The organism is Tatumella citrea, from assembly GCF_002163585.1.
GTDB lineage: Bacteria > Pseudomonadota > Gammaproteobacteria > Enterobacterales > Enterobacteriaceae > Tatumella > Tatumella citrea.
On sequence record NZ_CP015579.1, the window covers coordinates 1,426,425 to 1,443,606 of the forward strand.

13 protein-coding genes are annotated in these 17,182 nt (G+C 45.9%); 9 read left to right on the forward strand and 4 right to left on the reverse strand.

Features of this window, described 5'->3' with window-relative positions; all coding sequences use genetic code 11:
• Window positions 1-7: 7 nt before the first annotated feature.
• From lolA to A7K98_RS06855, 9 genes are all read left to right on the forward strand, one after another.
• Window positions 8-619, forward strand: coding sequence for an outer membrane lipoprotein chaperone LolA (gene lolA, locus A7K98_RS06820; RefSeq protein ID WP_087487870.1), 612 nt, complete (start codon window positions 8-10; stop codon window positions 617-619).
• Between the two features lie 7 nt (window positions 620-626).
• Window positions 627-1,970 carry a replication-associated recombination protein A gene (locus A7K98_RS06825; protein ID WP_087487871.1) on the forward strand — a complete coding sequence of 448 codons (1,344 nt, stop codon included), beginning with the start codon at window positions 627-629 and terminating at the stop codon, window positions 1,968-1,970.
• Between the two features lie 91 nt (window positions 1,971-2,061).
• The gene (gene serS / locus A7K98_RS06830; RefSeq protein WP_087487872.1) at window positions 2,062-3,354 is read left to right on the forward strand and encodes a serine--tRNA ligase; all 1,293 of its coding nucleotides are present in this window, start codon (window positions 2,062-2,064) and stop codon (window positions 3,352-3,354) included.
• Window positions 3,355-4,170: 816 nt separating this feature from the next.
• Complete coding sequence (locus A7K98_RS06835; RefSeq protein ID WP_087487873.1) at window positions 4,171-4,650, forward strand: Csu type fimbrial protein; 480 nt, start codon at window positions 4,171-4,173, stop codon at window positions 4,648-4,650.
• Window positions 4,651-4,671: 21 nt separating this feature from the next.
• Entirely contained in the window at window positions 4,672-5,391 is a 720-nt protein-coding gene (locus tag A7K98_RS06840; protein ID WP_087487874.1) for a fimbrial biogenesis chaperone, read from the forward strand.
• 61 nt (window positions 5,392-5,452) lie between these two features.
• Window positions 5,453-7,702, forward strand: a complete 2,250-nt coding sequence (locus tag A7K98_RS06845) for a fimbria/pilus outer membrane usher protein (protein WP_169715409.1) — start codon at window positions 5,453-5,455, stop codon at window positions 7,700-7,702.
• The gene (locus A7K98_RS06850; protein ID WP_087487876.1) at window positions 7,693-8,649 is read left to right on the forward strand and encodes a Csu type fimbrial protein; all 957 of its coding nucleotides are present in this window, start codon (window positions 7,693-7,695) and stop codon (window positions 8,647-8,649) included. The genes A7K98_RS06845 and A7K98_RS06850 overlap by 10 nt, the downstream gene beginning before the upstream one ends.
• Window positions 8,650-8,934: 285 nt before the next feature.
• Window positions 8,935-9,219, forward strand: coding sequence for a hypothetical protein (locus A7K98_RS21270; RefSeq protein ID WP_157665884.1), 285 nt, complete (start codon window positions 8,935-8,937; stop codon window positions 9,217-9,219).
• A gap of 263 nt (window positions 9,220-9,482) precedes the next feature.
• Window positions 9,483-10,634, forward strand: coding sequence for an MFS transporter (locus A7K98_RS06855; protein ID WP_087490399.1), 1,152 nt, complete (start codon window positions 9,483-9,485; stop codon window positions 10,632-10,634).
• Window positions 10,635-10,698: 64 nt separating this feature from the next.
• On the opposite strand, the gene pflA is transcribed toward A7K98_RS06855, so the two are convergent.
• The 4 genes from pflA to ycaO all read right to left on the reverse strand — a co-directional run bounded on the left by pflA (window position 10,699) and on the right by ycaO (window position 16,907).
• Window positions 10,699-11,439, reverse strand: coding sequence for a pyruvate formate lyase 1-activating protein (gene pflA / locus A7K98_RS06860; RefSeq protein WP_087487877.1), 741 nt, complete (start codon window positions 11,437-11,439; stop codon window positions 10,699-10,701).
• 139 nt (window positions 11,440-11,578) lie between these two features.
• Window positions 11,579-13,861 (reverse strand): formate C-acetyltransferase, encoded by a 2,283-nt coding sequence (pflB, locus tag A7K98_RS06865; protein WP_087487878.1) that lies wholly within the window; start codon window positions 13,859-13,861, stop codon window positions 11,579-11,581.
• A gap of 91 nt (window positions 13,862-13,952) precedes the next feature.
• On the reverse strand, window positions 13,953-14,813 hold the full coding sequence (focA, locus tag A7K98_RS06870) for a formate transporter FocA (RefSeq protein WP_087487879.1): 861 nt from the start codon (window positions 14,811-14,813) through the stop codon (window positions 13,953-13,955).
• A gap of 321 nt (window positions 14,814-15,134) precedes the next feature.
• Window positions 15,135-16,907 carry a 30S ribosomal protein S12 methylthiotransferase accessory factor YcaO gene (ycaO, locus tag A7K98_RS06875; protein ID WP_087490400.1) on the reverse strand — a complete coding sequence of 591 codons (1,773 nt, stop codon included), beginning with the start codon at window positions 16,905-16,907 and terminating at the stop codon, window positions 15,135-15,137.
• Window positions 16,908-17,182 lie beyond the last annotated feature (275 nt).

Genomic DNA, 17,182 nt, shown 5'->3' on the forward strand with positions numbered 1-17,182 from the left:
GTTTGAGATGAGAAAATATCTAATCGCCACAGGTGTATTAAGTTTAATGATGTCTGCCAGCGTGATGGCTGATGCTGCAGCAGGTCTGCAGGCTCGCCTCAATAAAGTCGGCAGTTTTCATGCAGCATTCAGCCAGAAAGTGACCGATGGTTCAGGTAATAATGTGCAGGATGGCCAGGGAGAGTTGTGGGTAAAACGCCCAAGTTTATTTAACTGGCATATGACTGCACCAGATGAGAGTACCATTGTCTCTGATGGTAAAACCTTATGGTTTTACAACCCGTTTGTTCAACAGGTCACCGCCAGCTGGTTAAAAAATGCAACCAGCAATACGCCGTTTATGCTGATCGCACGTAACCAGTCATCCGACTGGAAGAATTATAACGTTAGTCAGCAGGGGGATACCTTTGAACTGACACCAAAAAGTAATGGCGGGAATCTGAAACAATTTACCATTAACGTCACTCCGGATGGCACCATTCGCCAGTTCAGTGCCGTTGAACAAGACGGCCAACGGACCAGTTATCAGTTAACTTCGCAACAGAACGGGGCTATCAGCCCGGATAAATTTAAATTTACCCCGCCAAAAGGCGTTACCCTGGACGATCAGCGTCAGTGAGGTAACTGTGAACACACTCTCTCTGGATTTCTCTGCTAACGAATTTCAGCCACTGGCCGCACGGATGCGGCCTCAGACACTGGCAGAATATGGTGGTCAGCAACATTTGCTGGCTGCCGGTAAGCCTTTGCCGCGTGCTATTGAGGCCGGACATCTGCATTCGATGATTCTGTGGGGACCTCCGGGAACCGGCAAAACTACACTGGCTGAAATTATTGCCCGCTATGCTGACGCCAGTGTAGAACGAATTTCGGCAGTGACCTCCGGTGTTAAGGAAATACGTGAGGCCATTGAGAGAGCCAGACAAAGCAGGCAGGCCGGGCGAAGAACTATCTTATTTGTCGATGAAGTTCATCGTTTTAATAAGAGCCAGCAGGATGCGTTTCTGCCGCATATCGAAGACGGGACTATCACCTTTATTGGTGCAACGACCGAAAATCCGTCATTTGAACTCAATTCAGCTTTACTCTCCCGTGCACGGGTCTACTTACTGAAATCGCTGACTCCGGATGATATCGAAAAAATTATCAGTCAGGCGATGGCAGATAAAGATCGTGGTCTGGGTGGACAGAATATTGTTTTGCCAGACGAAACCCGGAGAATGATCGCGGAATTAGTGAATGGCGATGCACGCAGGGCACTGAACACTGTAGAAATGATGGCCGATATGGCTGAGACAGATTCACAGGGCCAACGGACTTTAACCCCGCTATTATTAACTGAGGTTGCAGGTGAACGCGCGGCCAGATTCGATAACAAAGGCGATCGTTTTTACGATCTGATCTCAGCACTGCATAAATCAGTGCGGGGTTCGGCGCCTGATGCTGCATTGTACTGGTATGCCAGAATAATCACCGCAGGCGGCGATCCACTATATGTTGCCAGACGTCTGCTGGCCATTGCTTCTGAGGATGTAGGTAACGCCGATCCCCGAGGTATGCAGGTAGCACTGGCAGCCTGGGATTGTTTCACCAGGGTGGGTCCCGCAGAAGGTGAAAGGGCGATCGCACAGGCGATTGTATACCTGGCATGCGCACCTAAAAGTAACGCGGTTTACTCGGCGTTTAATGCGGCAATGCGCGCAGCCAGAGAGTTTCCCGATTATGATGTTCCGGAACATCTGCGCAACGCACCGACTAAATTAATGAAAGAAATGGGCCTGGGGAAAGAGTACCGTTACGCGCACAATGAACCCAATGCTTACGCGGCCGGTGAGAATTATTTTCCGCCGGAAATGGCGGATTCGCACTATTATTCGCCAGTTGAACGTGGTCTGGAAACTAAAATTGCAGAAAAGCTGGCATGGCTGGCTGAACAGGATCAAAATAGCCCGACAAAACGCTACCGCTGATAAAAACATTACGGTAAGGTGAGTCGTAAAACTTTGTGTTGTGGTTTTTCCCAACGAAAATTCAATTCATTAACTCATACACAGGATAAGCATGCTCGATCCCAATCTGCTGCGTAATGAGCCAGACGCAGTTGCAGAAAAACTGGCACGCCGGGGATTTACTCTGGATGTTGAAATGCTGCGTTCTCTGGAAGAACGTCGTAAAGTGTTGCAGGTAGAAACTGAAAACCTTCAGGCTGAACGCAATTCACGATCCAAATCCATCGGTCAGGCCAAAGCGCGTGGGGAAGATATCGAGCCATTGCGTAAGGAAGTGAATGATCTGGGTGAACGTCTGGATGCAGCAAAAGCTGAACTGGATGTATTGCAGACCGAAATCCGCGATTTCTCACTGGCATTGCCTAATTTACCTGCAGACGATGTTCCGCAGGGTAAAGACGACAGCGATAACCTTGAGGTGAGTCGTTGGGGTGAGCCGACAGTTTTCGATTTTACTGTGCGTGACCATGTTGACCTGGGCGAAATGGCTGGAGGGATGGATTTTGCCTCCGCAGTTAAACTTACGGGTTCAAGATTTGTGGTTATGCAAGGACAAATTGCACGTATGCACCGTGCCCTGAGCCAGTTTATGCTCGATTTGCATACCAGCCAGCATGGGTACACAGAAATGTATGTGCCTTATCTGGTGAACCATGATTCTTTGTATGGGACAGGGCAGTTGCCTAAATTTGGTAATGACCTGTTCCATACCCGCCCTCTGGAAGAAGAAGCTGACAGTAGTAACTATGCTTTGATCCCAACGGCAGAAGTACCGCTGACGAATCTGGTGCGTGATGAAATTCTTGATGAAGATACATTACCCATCAAAATGACTGCTCACACACCTTGCTTCCGTGCTGAAGCGGGTTCTTACGGACGTGACACCCGTGGTCTGATCCGTATGCATCAGTTTGATAAAGTCGAAATGGTACAGGTTGTAGCACCTGAGAATTCTATGCAGGCGCTTGAAGAACTGACTGGTCATGCTGAAAAAGTGCTGCAGTTGCTTAATTTACCTTATCGTAAAATGCTGTTATGCACCGGCGATATGGGATTTGGCGCCAGCAAGACCTATGACCTTGAAGTCTGGCTTCCGGCTCAGAACACTTATCGTGAAATTTCATCGTGTTCTAACACCATGGATTTCCAGGCTCGTCGTATGCAGGCTCGTTGCCGTAGCAAATCAGATAAAAAGACCCGTTTGCTGCATACTCTGAATGGTTCCGGACTGGCTGTTGGACGTACTCTGGTTGCAGTGCTGGAAAATTACCAGCAGGCTGACGGTCGTATTCGTGTTCCGGATGTCCTCCGCCCATATATGAATAACCTTGAGTTCATTGGTTAATTCAGTGATGTTGTTCTGAAAAACCTGCCTGACCGGCAGGTTTTTTTTTGCATGGTTCACTACATCTGATATCTGCCAGGTCATTTACAGCCAGCACCGGCAATATGCATAACAGAAACTATGAATACTATTACTTTGTTATTTTAGCCATGTAATAGATAGGTACCTGATAAAAACATATGGTGATAAATTAGAGGCTGGAATCTATATAGTGTTTTATATGGCGATAAAATGAACAGTAATTTATTTTACGTGTCTGATATTGTCATTTAACCCGGATACCAGCGGATTTTGTATTTTCATATCTGGCAGCAATACCTTGCATTGGTGGTTATGTATCCATAACAGGTCGTTTTTTTTCCATTAATTTACCTGAAATTCACATTTACTGGTTTTTGTTTATAAAATAATCAATTATCAGTCAATAATTTTAAATTTAGCAGAGTTAATCGTTCAGTTAAATTGCAGAGTTTTACACTGTTTATTTTGACAGAAAATAAAGTTTTTCCACAGGTTAACAATCTGACCCATCAGGAGTTTATGTTTTTTTTGAGGGTGAGTCTCATCCTTTATGGGAATTTTAAAGTATTGTGGTAGTTTTTAATTCTCCCAAAATGGCAATGGCGATATTATGCTCTGATGGGGTATCGATCAGAAATTATCCAGTTCTTCGATTGTTGGTTTTTTATATTTGACGAGTATAATGCTGCCGCATTGCGAATCATCCAAAATACTTACCAGTCTCTTTATGGCAGGTTAATTACTATGATGATTCAGATGCAATATATTATTTGAAATAATAACAAAGAGAAAAATATGTTTAAAAAATCACTTGTTTTGCTTTCTTTAAGCTCATCACTGCTGTTTACTGCTGTAAGTCATGCTGACGATACAACATATACTGCGCAGGCAACTGCTAATATGAACGTCTACCTGACAGTATTAAAGGCATGCAGCATTACTGCCGGTGATATGAATTTCGGCAGCCAATACAGCAATGCTGGTGCTTTATCTGCAGAAGCAACAGCAAGTGTGGTTTGTACTAAAAATACCCCTTATGAACTTTCTTCTGATAGTTCACATGATTATGAAATGTCAGATTCAAGCGGCAATAAAATTGCGTACTCACTTTATTCCGATGAAGCCGCGTCTTCTGCATTAACCAGTGGTACTACTAATACCGGTACTGGTGAAGAGCAGGATATAAAAATTTATGGTCAGGTAAGTGCTGATGCACTTAAAGTCGCCCCTGCAGGTGATTATACCGATACGGTATTGCTGAAAATTGACTATTGATTGATATTTACAGGCCGGCATATGTTACGTTCGTTGCGTTCTAAGATTTTTATTATTGTCTCTTTTTTATTGCCTTGCTTTTCATATGCCGCCAGTTTGCAGGTATTCCCGGTAAATATTAATTTTTCTCCGGGTGAGAATGTCAAACCAATTTATGTCAATAACATCGGTAACGATCCGATCAGCGCCCAGGTCCGGGTTTATCAATGGACTCAGGTCAATGGCAATGATGTTCTGACAGAAACTCAAAACCTGGTGATAAGCCCGCCAATGACGGCAATACCTGCAGGAAAACAGCAGCTATTGCGGGTTATCATGCCTTCTGCACCTGCTGACAGTGGAGAGCAGTCATATAAACTGGTCGTTGATGAATTACCAGGAACTGCGGATAAAAGTGGCAAGCATGCTGTCCGGTTTTTATTACGTTATACCTTACCGGTGTTTATCAATACTCCAAAAACAGCACTGAACATGAGTGATTTTGTTTTCCATCTGAATACTCATGTTTCGCCGGAACGTTTAACGATTGAAAACCGTGGTTCTCAGCATTTGAAACTGAGCAATGTTATACTCTCCTCTGGTCAGCATCAGGTGACTCTTAACCGGGGTTTACTGGGATATGTTTTAGCGCATAGCACCCGTTCATGGTCTTTACCGAAAGGGAAGTATTCCGGTTCAACACTGATGTTTACCATAAATGATGATACAACAACTAAAACAGTACCGATCATTATTCAATAATTCTTTTATTCTTTGCACAGCATTATTCATTTCATCCAACGCCTTTGCTGCGCAGGATGAAATGTTATACCTGACTATTACAATTAATGGCTCTGCGGTTAACGGGCTGTTTCAGATCAGGAAAAGAGATCAGCACTTTATTATCTCAATGGAAGATGCCAGTAAACTGCACCTTAAATTGCAGGGGTTAGTGGACGGCAAAAATAGTGTTGATTTCAGCTCAAAGCCCGGGTTGAAGATTAATTATGACTCCCTTAAACAAGTTCTGGATATTCAGGCGGATAAACGCTGGCTGGGTGGTGACCAACAACTGGAAACCTCTAACCATCGTGGGTTAATTACAAGCAGTCAACTATCCCCGGCAGTGCACGGGGTCGCACTGAATTATGATCTCTATGCCAGCCACCAGGCTGGTGATCAGGCTGTCACTGCTTACACTGAGCTGCGATCTTTTGGAATTGGCCCGGGGAATTTCAGTAGCTCATTTAATAGTCGTGCAGAACAGTTGCGGGGACAATCAGACAATAGTACCCAGCGGCTGATGACGTCATGGAGTTATGAAAACCCGGATAAACTGGTCAGCCTGACATTAGGTGACAGTTATACTGGTGCTCAGTCCTGGACCAACAGTGTGCGTTTTGCCGGGATGAGTTTGTCACATAATTATTCACTGCAGCCCAATTTTAATACATCGTCTCAGGATATTCTGTCGGATACTGCTGCGTTACCTTCTACCGTTGATCTTTATGTTCAGGGAATAAAGCAGTCATCGCAACGTGTGACTCCAGGTCAGTTTACCCTGAATACTGCGCCGTTTTTTACAGGAAGCAGCACTGCTCAGGTGGTGATTACTGATATCAATGGTCAGCAGCGGGTTATTAATCTTAATCTGTATGGCTCGAATCAGTTGTTATCACGTGGTTTAAATACCTGGAGCCTTAATGCCGGGTGGGTACGTGAAAATTATAGTTACCGGTCTTTCAGCTATGATCCAAATTTTATGGTGGTAGGTAACTGGCGATCCGGTGTCACTGATCGTTTTACCGTTGAAGGACATACAGAGCAAAGCCAGCCGTTGCAGGATGGCGGAGCCGGCTTTAATTATCTGCTTTCACCTGAGATAGGTATTTTACACAGTGATCTCTCGGTCAGTCGTCATGAATCTGAGACCGGAAAACAGTGGGGAGTAGGGTGGCAGTGGGCTAATCAGCGTTTCAGTGCTTCAGCTACTGAGACCCGGCGCGACGGTCAGTTTCGCGATATGTCGGTACTGGCAGAAGGTACGCTGGCGACCCGCTCCGATAATGCTTTTGTCAGCTGGTCGTTCGACAATATTGGCACGATCGGCATGAGTTGGATAAATCTTCAGTATCCGGGAACTCACCAGCAATATGCCGGACTTTCATGGTTCAGAACTTTCACGCACCGAATCAATATTTCGACCAGTGTGACTCAGTCATTATCTGACAGCCGCGATAAAACAGTATATATCAACCTGACTCTGCCATTGTCTGATCGGCAGTATGTTGCGGTGCAGCATTCTCAGCAAAGTGGGGCAGTTTACAATCAGCTCAGTTGGTCCCGCGAACTGGACTCAAATAAGCCGGACTGGGGTGCTGATGTATCGGTTCAGGACGGGACTAACCCGAATAAGCACGGGGATTATCGCCAGCGTACTCGCTGGAGCGATCTGGAGCTGGGATACAATCAGTACAATCATCAGAACAGTTATTATGCCTCGATGTCAGGGGCACTGGGCCTGTTTATGGGACACCTGTATGCGACGCGTGAGCTGGGTGATGCCTTTGCAATCGTGGATACTGCAGGGGTTCCGAATATTCCGGTCTATTTACAACATCGTCCGGCAGGTAAAACGGATAGCAGTGGTACGTTGTTCATTAATAATCTTGATCCATACTTCCGCAACAATATTTCTATTGATGTGCTGTCGTTGCCTGAAGATTATCGTGCCTTGTATACCGAACAACAGGTGGTACCTAAGAGTGGTGGCGGGGCAGTCGCGGCATTTTCTATTTACCGGACTCACGCATTGATGATCACCGGCAGGCAGGAAAATGGCAGTGTACTTCCGTTTGCTGCCGACGTTGGAGTCGTTGACGCCAGAGGAAACAATGTAACCAAAGGCACAACACATACTGTGGTTGGGTATGAAGGCAATATCTATCTTGAAGATCCTCCGGCAGGTGGTGAGGTAATTGTTCACCGGGCACAAGGGGACTGCCGGATAGCATTGCCGACCAAACTACCTGCAGAAAAAAATGTTGTGCAAATGGAGTCGATATGTCATTAGTCAGAGTCATCTTGTTAGTCATGGCTGCAACAGCAGGATTTTGTTTTTCCGGCTCTGCCTCAGCAGCCCCTACCTGCTGGAATGGAAGCGGTACAACTTTTAGTTTTGGGACCGTCACTGCAGGCCAGGCTGCGACTACTTCCGGGCAGGTTGTCTTTACCTGCAATAATTACGATGGAAAGACGGAATATATCCGGGCCTGTTTGTTTCTGCAGGATAATGCACCACTGCAGATGAATCCAAACGGGGTCAGTGGTTATCCGCTCTATTTTAATGTGTATCCTTCAACCGACCCTTCCAATGCTTTGGGGGCTAACAGCGGGGGATATGCAGAAATTGATTATCAGCTACCGACAGGACAATCTCTGGAGCAATATTTCAGTCTGATTGCTAAGGTAGTGTCGGGCCAGAGCAAGCTGACTGCGCTGGATTATTATAATTACGGCTTTTGGTCGAATATTAAATACAGTTATGCTTCCAGTGCCAGCCAGCTACCTTCCTGTGCCTCTATGGCTCAGACCAGTATGGTGCAGGTCCAGCTGGCCGCGAATGCGGTGGTAAAAAACGGCTGCACCATTAATGATGTCAGCGATTTAGATTTTGGTCAGCAAAGCCCTGCCGTTTCTTCATCGTTGTCGGCAACATCATCATCAACGGTGACCGTCACCTGCCCGGTAAATACTGCATTTTCGGTGGGAATGGGTACCGGCTTACACAGTCAGCAGTCTGACCGCTATATGTGCAACAGCACAGACAATCAGTGTGTTGCTTATCAGTTGTATCAGGATGCTGCCCATAGCACGGTCTGGAATAATACCAATACTGAGTCAGTTCGCTCGGCTACCGGTAGTAGCCAGAGTCTGACAGTGTATGGGGTTGTCCCGTCTCAGACATGGCCAACACCTGGCGACTATAGCGATACGGTAACCGTGACACTTAACTACTAATTCTTCCTCTGATTGCACAGTTACCGCCCGACTGTGCAATTTTATTTCTGCTTTTGTTTTAACCTCTCGTAAAGCTTCCAGTTATTTTTTAATCATAATAAATTCATAAGTTTCTATTATCATGATTTTAATCATTAAAATTTATATTTTTATTTGAATTCAGTTTGCGCCTCTTGTATATCTAAATGAGCAGGCAGCACAGATTGCCACATTTAATTTATGTTTCATTGGGGATGGAAGGCGGAAAGCATAAGCCTGATGCAGTAACTGCAAGGGGGAAGGGGTATGCGATATCCGGGCAACACTCAGTTAGTCATAGTTCTGTCGTTTTGTTTAGCCATAGAAGGTTCGGGTTGGTTTACTCCGGCCTCTGCGGCGATTATTGAAGCTGCAGTAAATGTTCATCTGCGCGTTGTTAACCGTTGTGCAATGTCGGTGACATCTTTCACGGCTAATCCCCGGGTGGATGTCCGCTGTAGCCGGCCAGTTGCTTATGATGTCAAAGTACACCAACAACCACCTTCGGCGGTGAGTGACTCAGAATACGGCAGGGTAGTAATAAGCTATTGATTCTCTAAATTACAGTAAGCTGATAGTACCAGGTTTACTCTGTGTGTCTCTCCCCGGATACTGTAAGTACCGGGGAATTTCTTATGCCAGGTTTTATATTTAAAATTCTGAATAAATACTGTTTAAAATACTGTCAAACCTTTTAATTTTGTGCCTGTTTTTTGGCCCGCCAGCAAAAAATGCTTTGCCATTTTTTGTTAATTGACTTTAATTTTGTTGGTGCCATTATTCGCCACAATTATTATTTTTTTGTGGTTATGGCTATGTCTGCATGGTCCCGTCCTGTCTTGCTTTTACTTTCCGGTTTATTGTTACTGACTATCGCGGTGGCGGTATTAAATACACTGGTACCATTATGGTTGTCCCATGATCAGTTCGCTACCTGGCAGGTGGGCGTGGTGAGTTCTGCCTATTTTACAGGGAATCTGTTAGGAACAATCATTGCCGGGCGTGTAATAAGAAGACTGGGCTTTAATCGTAGTTATTACATAGCCACCATCGTGTTTGCGATAGCTACCTGTGCACTGTTGGCCACTGGTGGTTTTCCCGGATGGACAGTCTGGCGTTTTCTGGCCGGGATCGGATGTGCACTGGTTTGGGTGGTGGTAGAAAGTGCCTTACTTTGTTCAGGTACGTTAAGTAACCGTGGACGGTTACTGGCCGCCTATATGATTGTTTATTACGGCGCGACGGTCCTTGGGCAATTACTGGTGAGTTTTTTCCCGGACGATGTTGGTTATATGATCCCAATGCTGGTGATGTTTATTGTCGTGGCATTATTACCGTTGTTTTTTGCCCGCATCAGTACTCCACAAATGGCAGAAGAGGCCGGCACCCCAAAAATTCGCAATATGTTTACCCGAAGCTCGTCACGTCTTGGGATTAACGGCTGTATTCTGTCTGGTATTGTGCTGGGATCTTTGTACGGCTTGCTGCCGTTATATCTTTCTCACCGGGGTATGAGTGACGCGAATGTAGGTTACTGGATGGCGTTGCTGGTCAGTGCTGCGATTCTTGGTCAGTGGCCGGTAGGAAGGTTGGCAGATCGTTTTGGCCGGCTGACTGTGCTGCGGGTGCAGGTTTTCATGGTCATCCTGGGCGCTGTCGCGATGTTATCTCAGCTGGCAATGGTTCCGGCATTGTTTGTGTTGGGCTGCTCCTGCTTCACTCTCTACCCAGTAGCAATGTCATGGGCATGTGAGAAGGTTGCTCATCATGAACTGATTGCAATGAATCAGGCACTATTGCTGAGTTATACGGTGGGAAGTCTGGTTGGTCCGGGGATGATCTCACTGCTGATGGAACGTTATTCAGATAATGTTTTATTTACTATGATTGCTGCAGTGTCGTTCGTGTATCTACTGATGCTGCTGCGTAAGGCCAATCATCAGACCACTCCGGTGGCACATGCCTGATAATCTCGGATGAGTACAGTAAACAAAAAGGGCCGCCAGGCCCTTTTTTGATCGCTAAATTCAGTTAGTAGATAACTTTGTGCCCGTAACTGGCAAGAATAGTTTTTACCCGCTCCATGGTCTCTTTGGAAGGTGGTTTGACTCCTTCCAGCTGATATTCTTCTCCCATTGCAGTCCATTTATGTTTACCAAGCTCATGATAGGGGAGTAACTCTATTTTCTCGATATTCTCCATTGGAGCAGTAAATTTTCCCAGCAGATGAGCTGATTCATCATCATCACTGTAGCCAGGTACTACCACATACCTTATCCAGGTACGCTTACCAATTTTATGCAGATGTTCGGCAAATTCCAGCATCCGGTGATTTGGTACGCCGGTGAGTTTCTGATGAATTTCATCATTGATTTGTTTCAGATCCAGCATCACCAGGTCGGTGACATCCAGTAATTCTGTTATCACAGAATCATAACGTCTCACAAAACCGTTAGTATCCAGACAGGTGTCGATACCAGCTTGCTTACAAGCCCTGAACCAGTCACGAACAAATTCAGCCTGAAGAATGGCTTCACCGCCTGATGCGGTAACTCCACCGCCGGATGCAGAAATATAGTGGCGGTAGGCAAGCAAATCATTCATCAGTTCCGTAACAGTGACATCTTTACCGCCATGCAGATCCCATGTGTCGCGGTTATGACAATACAGGCAGCGCAATAAGCACCCCTGAAAAAAGACAATAAAACGAATTCCCGGACCGTCTACGGTGCCACAGGATTCAACGGAATGGATATGACCAGTGACTGACATGCGATGGTTCCTCCGGAGTGAGCTGCGATACAAACGCAGGCCGGGATTAGCAGGTATTCATACGTTGTCGTTAACTTCAGTATTGGCCAGTAAGACCAGAAAGGCTCCCGTCGGGAGCCTTTTATCTGAGCCGACAGTCTTAGATAGATTGAGTAAAGGTACGGGTAATAACATCCTGTTGCTGTTCTTTAGTCAGCGAGTTGAATCTGACCGCATAACCTGAAACACGAATAGTCAGCTGTGGGTATTTTTCCGGATTATCCATAGCTTCCAGCAGCATTTCACGGTTCATGACGTTAACATTCAGATGCTGTCCACCTTCAATATCTGCTTCATGATGGAAATAACCGTCCATCAGACCTGCCAGGTTAGCCTTACGTACATCGTCATCTTTACCCAGTGCGTTAGGTACAATGGAGAAAGTATAAGAGATACCGTCTTTTGCATAGGCAAATGGCAGTTTTGCTACGGAGGTTAGTGAAGCAACCGCCCCTTTCTGATCACGTCCATGCATTGGGTTTGCCCCTGGACCAAACGGAGCACCGGCACGACGACCATCCGGAGTATTCCCTGTTTTTTTACCATATACCACGTTAGAAGTAATGGTCAGCACTGACTGGGTAGGAACGGCATTGCGATAAGTTTTCAGTTTCTGAATTTTTTTCATAAACCGCTCAACCAGGTCACAGGCCAGGTCATCAACGCGTGAATCATTATTACCAAACTGTGGATATTCCCCTTCAATTTCGAAATCTATCGCCAGGCCATTTTCGTCGCGAACCGGTTTAACTTTTGCATATTTAATCGCTGACAGTGAGTCAGCAGCAACAGATAACCCGGCGATACCACAAGCCATGGTCCGGTAAACATCACGGTCATGCAGCGCCATCAGGGCAGCTTCATAACTGTATTTGTCATGCATATAGTGGATAACATTCAGTGCGGTGACATACTGTGTCGCCAGCCAGTCCATAAAGTGGTCCATCCGTGCCATAACTTTATCGAAGTCCAGGACTTCATCGGTCATTGGTGCTTCTTTAGGGCCTACCTGAATTTTGAGTTTCTCATCGACACCACCATTAATGGCATACAACATGGTTTTTGCCAGGTTGGCCCGGGCACCGAAGAACTGCATTTGTTTGCCGACGACCATTGGGCTGACACAACAGGCAATCGCATAGTCATCACTGCTAAAGTCAGGACGCATCAGATCATCATTTTCATACTGGATAGATGAAGTATCGATGGAGACTTTCGCCGCAAATTTTTTGAAGTTAAGAGGTAATTGTTCAGACCACAAAATGGTCATGTTTGGTTCTGGTGAAGGTCCCATGGTGTACAGAGTATTCAGGAACCGGAAAGTGCTTTTGGTCACCAGAGTACGCCCGTCCAGGCCCATACCGGCCAGTGATTCTGTTGCCCATATAGGATCTCCTGAGAACAGTTCATCATATTCCGGAGTACGCAGGAAACGAACCATACGAAGTTTCATTACCAGATGGTCTATCAGTTCCTGAGCATCGTCTTCACTGATTTTTCCGGCCTGCAAATCACGTTCGATATAGATATCCAGGAATGTGGATACGCGACCGAATGACATTGCCGCACCATTCTGTGATTTCACAGCAGCAAGATAACCAAAGTAAGTCCATTGTACGGCTTCACGCGCATCAGTGGCAGGCTGAGAAATATCACAGCCATAGCGGCTGGCCATTTCTTTCATATCTTTAAGGGCCTGGTACTGATCGGCAATTTCTTCACGCAGACGAATGGTTTCTTCCAGCCCGTTCCCGTTTTCCAGATCACTTTGTAATGATCCAAACTGAGCCAGTTTATCTTTCATTAAAGCGTCAATACCGTAGAGCGCGACACGGCGGTAATCGCCGATAATACGGCCACGACCATAAGCATCAGGTAACCCGGTCAGAATCCCTGATTTACGGCAGCGCATGATATCCGGGGTATAGACATCAAAGACGCCCTGGTTATGTGTTTTACGGTATTCAGTGAAGATTTTTTTGAGCGAAGGGTCCAGTTCACGGCCATAAACCTGACATGAACCTTCAACCATACGGATACCACCGTAAGGGATAAGTGCACGTTTCAGCGGAGCATCAGTTTGCAGACCGACAATTTTTTCGAGAGATTTATTAATATATCCGGCATCATGAGAAGTGATAGTTGAGGCCAGGTCAGTATCAAAATCAACCGGAGCATGAGTACGGTTTTCAATTTTGATACCCTCCATCACTTTATCCCACAGTACAGTTGTCGCATCTGTTGCTGTACTCAGGAAGGCTTCATCGCCCTGATAAGGAGTATAGTTTTTCTGAATGAAATCGCGTACGTTCACGCTGTTCTGCCATTCTCCGGCAGTAAAACCCTGCCAGGCCTGGCTCATTTTTTCATTAAGTTCAGTCATGATATACCTGCCTTGTTAAGTTGAATTCAGCATACAGCCGACAATGTTTTCGCCAGCCGGTACAAAATATGTTCAGTGCAGTATCGATAAATTAATCTTCACTATTACCGTTACGCAAGTAAATAATCCAGTAAGTGAGTCCCACTAATAAACCACCACCGATAATATTGCCGAGAGTGACAGGGACCAGATTACTGCTAATAAACTGCCAGGGAGTCAGGGACGAAAACTGTTCTGCAGAAGTGCCGGCAAGTTGCCAGAAATCGGCAGAGGCGAAGTATTTGATCACAATACCCATTGGGATCATGAACATGTTCGCAATACTGTGTTCAAACCCACTCGATACAAACATGGTGACTGGCAAAATCATTGCCAGCGTTTTGTCTGCCAGCGAGCGTCCGGAGTAACTCATCCAAACCGCCAGACAGACCAGTAAATTCGCCAGTATTCCCAGGGTTACAGCTTCGGTGAATGTGTGATGCATTTTATGATCGGCAGTCTGTAAGACATTCAGTCCCCAGGCGCCATTCCCAGTCATATGTTCCCCGGAAAGCCAAATCAGGCCGACGAAAAACAGTGCGCCACATAAATTTCCCAGATAGACAATTACCCAATGGCGTGTCAGTTGTCCCCAGCTAATGCGTCCGCTGGCTTTAGCCACCACAATCAATACTGTTGATGTGAATAAATCAGCGCCACATATCACCACCAGAATCAGCCCCAGTGAAAAACAGAGACCGCCAATGAGTTTTGAAATACCAAATGGCAGTGATTCGGCACCTGTTGTAGCGGTGATATAGAAAGTGAAAGCTATTGAAATGAAAACACCGGCAGTTATCGCCAAAAAAAAGGTGGTTAATGGCGCTTTTGACGCTTTATACACCCCGGCATCTTCGGCAACTTTTGCCATAGCTGCGGGCATTAACAAATCAAAAGGATTGTCAGTTTTCACACCAGACCCTCAGGTTTTTTTCTGTATACAGAGTACCAAACGGTATAACTCTCTAAGTTGACCTGGATCAGTTTTAACAGTGTGAGATAAGCCTGGTGGGCCGTGATTTATCAATTTTTAATGGTAAGGTTATGATATTTAAAGTTAAAATAATTTTTAATATCTGCTTTTTTTTTTGATTTATGGCAGGGGGATGGCTAAGTTAATTATAACGATGGAAAGTGACATTTCAGTTAAAGAGAGTGGGGCATCAGGCTGAAAGGATTACAAAAAAAACGCCGGATCACCGGCGTTTTAAAATATTAATTTGTGAACCTTAGGCTAGCTGGTGCTTTTAGTCGCCCAGTACTGGCGTTTTGCTGCCTGAAGTTTCTCGTATGCTGCCAGCAGTGACTGGTGAGCAGGGAAAGCAGTAAGTTCCAAATCGACTTGATGCAATCCGTAGAAAGGTTCTTCACCACTAATGGCCGCCGAGGCAGCCTGTACGGCATCACTGCCATACATCCGGTTAAACGCATTCAGGTATTCAGCCGGGGTGCGTTCCTCTTCCAGAGCCAGCAGCAGCAGGGTTTGCAGACAACGATAATAATTTGCCCGTTCTGCACTGAATACTGAGTTATTAAACTCGATAGTCCACTCGGTCCAGATGAGTGCCTGCTCGGTGTCACCACCCGCCAGCGCCAGCATTGCTTTTAGTTCGCCAACCCGCAGAGTTGACCAGCCATTATCTTTCCCGGTAGCAAGGCCCAGTAACTCACGGACACGGGTGAAATCATCCAGACCTTCATCGTCCATCTGTGAGATGAGGTCAAGATAATCCTGAGCTTCCCACTCGCTTCCAGGCAGACTGAGGAAAGTTTCGCGGAAACCTGCTCCCATATTATTGTTAGCGAGTAACAGATCTTCCGCCGGGTAGATATCAGACATTCCGGGAACAATAATACGGCAGGCATAAACGCCCAGATGCTCATAATCGGCAATATAGACTTCTTTATTTTCGGCACGGAAAATATCCATCAGTGTCGAAAATTCCTGACCAGTTGTCCCTGAGAATGACCAGTCTGCAAATGGATAGTCAGGAGTTTCTTTAAACATGTCCCATGAAATCAGACCACTGGAATCAATAAAATGAGTTTCCAGATTAGTGTGCTCTGCCACTTCTTCATCGTCAAAAGTAGGAGGAGTAAATACATCCAGGTCTTTCAGACTACGCCCTTGCAGTAATTCTGTAACCGTTCTCTCCAGGGCAACACCGAAATCAGGATGCGCACCGAACGAAGCGAAGCAGGTCCCGTTTGACGGGTTAAACAGTACTACGCAGATAACCGGATAACGACCGCCTAATGACGCATCATATGCAAGGATTGGGAAGCCTTCAGCTTCGAGTTGCTCGATGGCAGCAACCACACCAGGGTAGCGTGCCATTACAGCGTCAGGAATCGCGGGCAGACTAATAGATTCTGCAATAATCCGGTTCTTAATATAACGCTCAAAAACTTCAGAAAGCCCCTGTACCCGGGCTTCACTGGCGGTATTACCCGCAGACATTCCGTTGGAAACATACAGGTTTCCAATAATGTTCATCGGAATGTAGACCACCTGATCATCTGACTGGCGGGTAAATGGTAGTGCACAGATACCACGATCATCATTACCGGATTGCAGATCAATCAGCAGGCTGGCACCCAGTACATTCTCAGGATCGTAAAAACTGCGCAGTTGTGGATCAAGTAAACCTTCCGGCAGATCGTCATCTTCGGTCAACGGGAACCATTTCTCATTGGGATAATGGACAAAATCACCCGAAGAAATGCGGTTACCCAGCCAAAAATCAGCGAAGAAGTAGTTGGTGGATAAGCGCTCGAAATACTCACCTAAAGCAGAGGCTAACGCGGCTTTTTTGGTGGCTCCTTTGCCGTTAGTAAAGCACAGAGGGCAGTCGCGATCGCGGATATGCACGGACCAGACGTTAGGTACCGGGTTCAGCCATGAGGCTTCTTCGATATTAAAGCCCAGAGCCTGAAGTTTAGTCTGGAACCGTGAAATCGAATCTTCCAGAGCGGCATCTTTGCCAGGTATAAATGTTTGCGTCATAGCGCCGCGTTCTCCCGGGGAGTAATAAACAGAGGGTTTGCTATGCATGATACGGATTTTATCGGTTTACTGCTATCCGGCTGTGTGAAAATTACCTTCTGTTATCCCCTGGTGTTTGTAAGGGTTATCAACGGCAAAAAAAAGCTCTGAAGCATAAATAAGCAGGGAGAGTCAGGTGATTAGCCATTGATGAATAAAAATGTCGTTACGGGGAGATTAGTTATTGCAGCTGTTTTCCTGCAGTGATACAACCGATGGATATCCGATAATCCTTT

What these genes read in the sequence shown, in the direction of transcription:
- lolA (WP_087487870.1), top strand. Translation starts at nt 8, where the DNA reads ATGAGAAAATATCTAATCGCCACAGGTGTATTAAGTTTAATGATGTCT.
- serS (WP_087487872.1), top strand. Translation starts at nt 2,062, where the DNA reads ATGCTCGATCCCAATCTGCTGCGTAATGAGCCAGACGCAGTTGCAGAA.
- A7K98_RS06835 (WP_087487873.1), top strand. Translation starts at nt 4,171, where the DNA reads ATGTTTAAAAAATCACTTGTTTTGCTTTCTTTAAGCTCATCACTGCTG.
- A7K98_RS06840 (WP_087487874.1), top strand. Translation starts at nt 4,672, where the DNA reads ATGTTACGTTCGTTGCGTTCTAAGATTTTTATTATTGTCTCTTTTTTA.
- A7K98_RS06845 (WP_169715409.1), top strand. Translation starts at nt 5,453, where the DNA reads ATGTTATACCTGACTATTACAATTAATGGCTCTGCGGTTAACGGGCTG.
- A7K98_RS06850 (WP_087487876.1), top strand. Translation starts at nt 7,693, where the DNA reads ATGTCATTAGTCAGAGTCATCTTGTTAGTCATGGCTGCAACAGCAGGA.
- A7K98_RS21270 (WP_157665884.1), top strand. Translation starts at nt 8,935, where the DNA reads ATGCGATATCCGGGCAACACTCAGTTAGTCATAGTTCTGTCGTTTTGT.
- A7K98_RS06855 (WP_087490399.1), top strand. Translation starts at nt 9,483, where the DNA reads ATGTCTGCATGGTCCCGTCCTGTCTTGCTTTTACTTTCCGGTTTATTG.
- pflA (WP_087487877.1), bottom strand. Translation starts at nt 11,439, where the DNA reads ATGTCAGTCACTGGTCATATCCATTCCGTTGAATCCTGTGGCACCGTA.
- pflB (WP_087487878.1), bottom strand. Translation starts at nt 13,861, where the DNA reads ATGACTGAACTTAATGAAAAAATGAGCCAGGCCTGGCAGGGTTTTACT.
- ycaO (WP_087490400.1), bottom strand. Translation starts at nt 16,907, where the DNA reads ATGACGCAAACATTTATACCTGGCAAAGATGCCGCTCTGGAAGATTCG.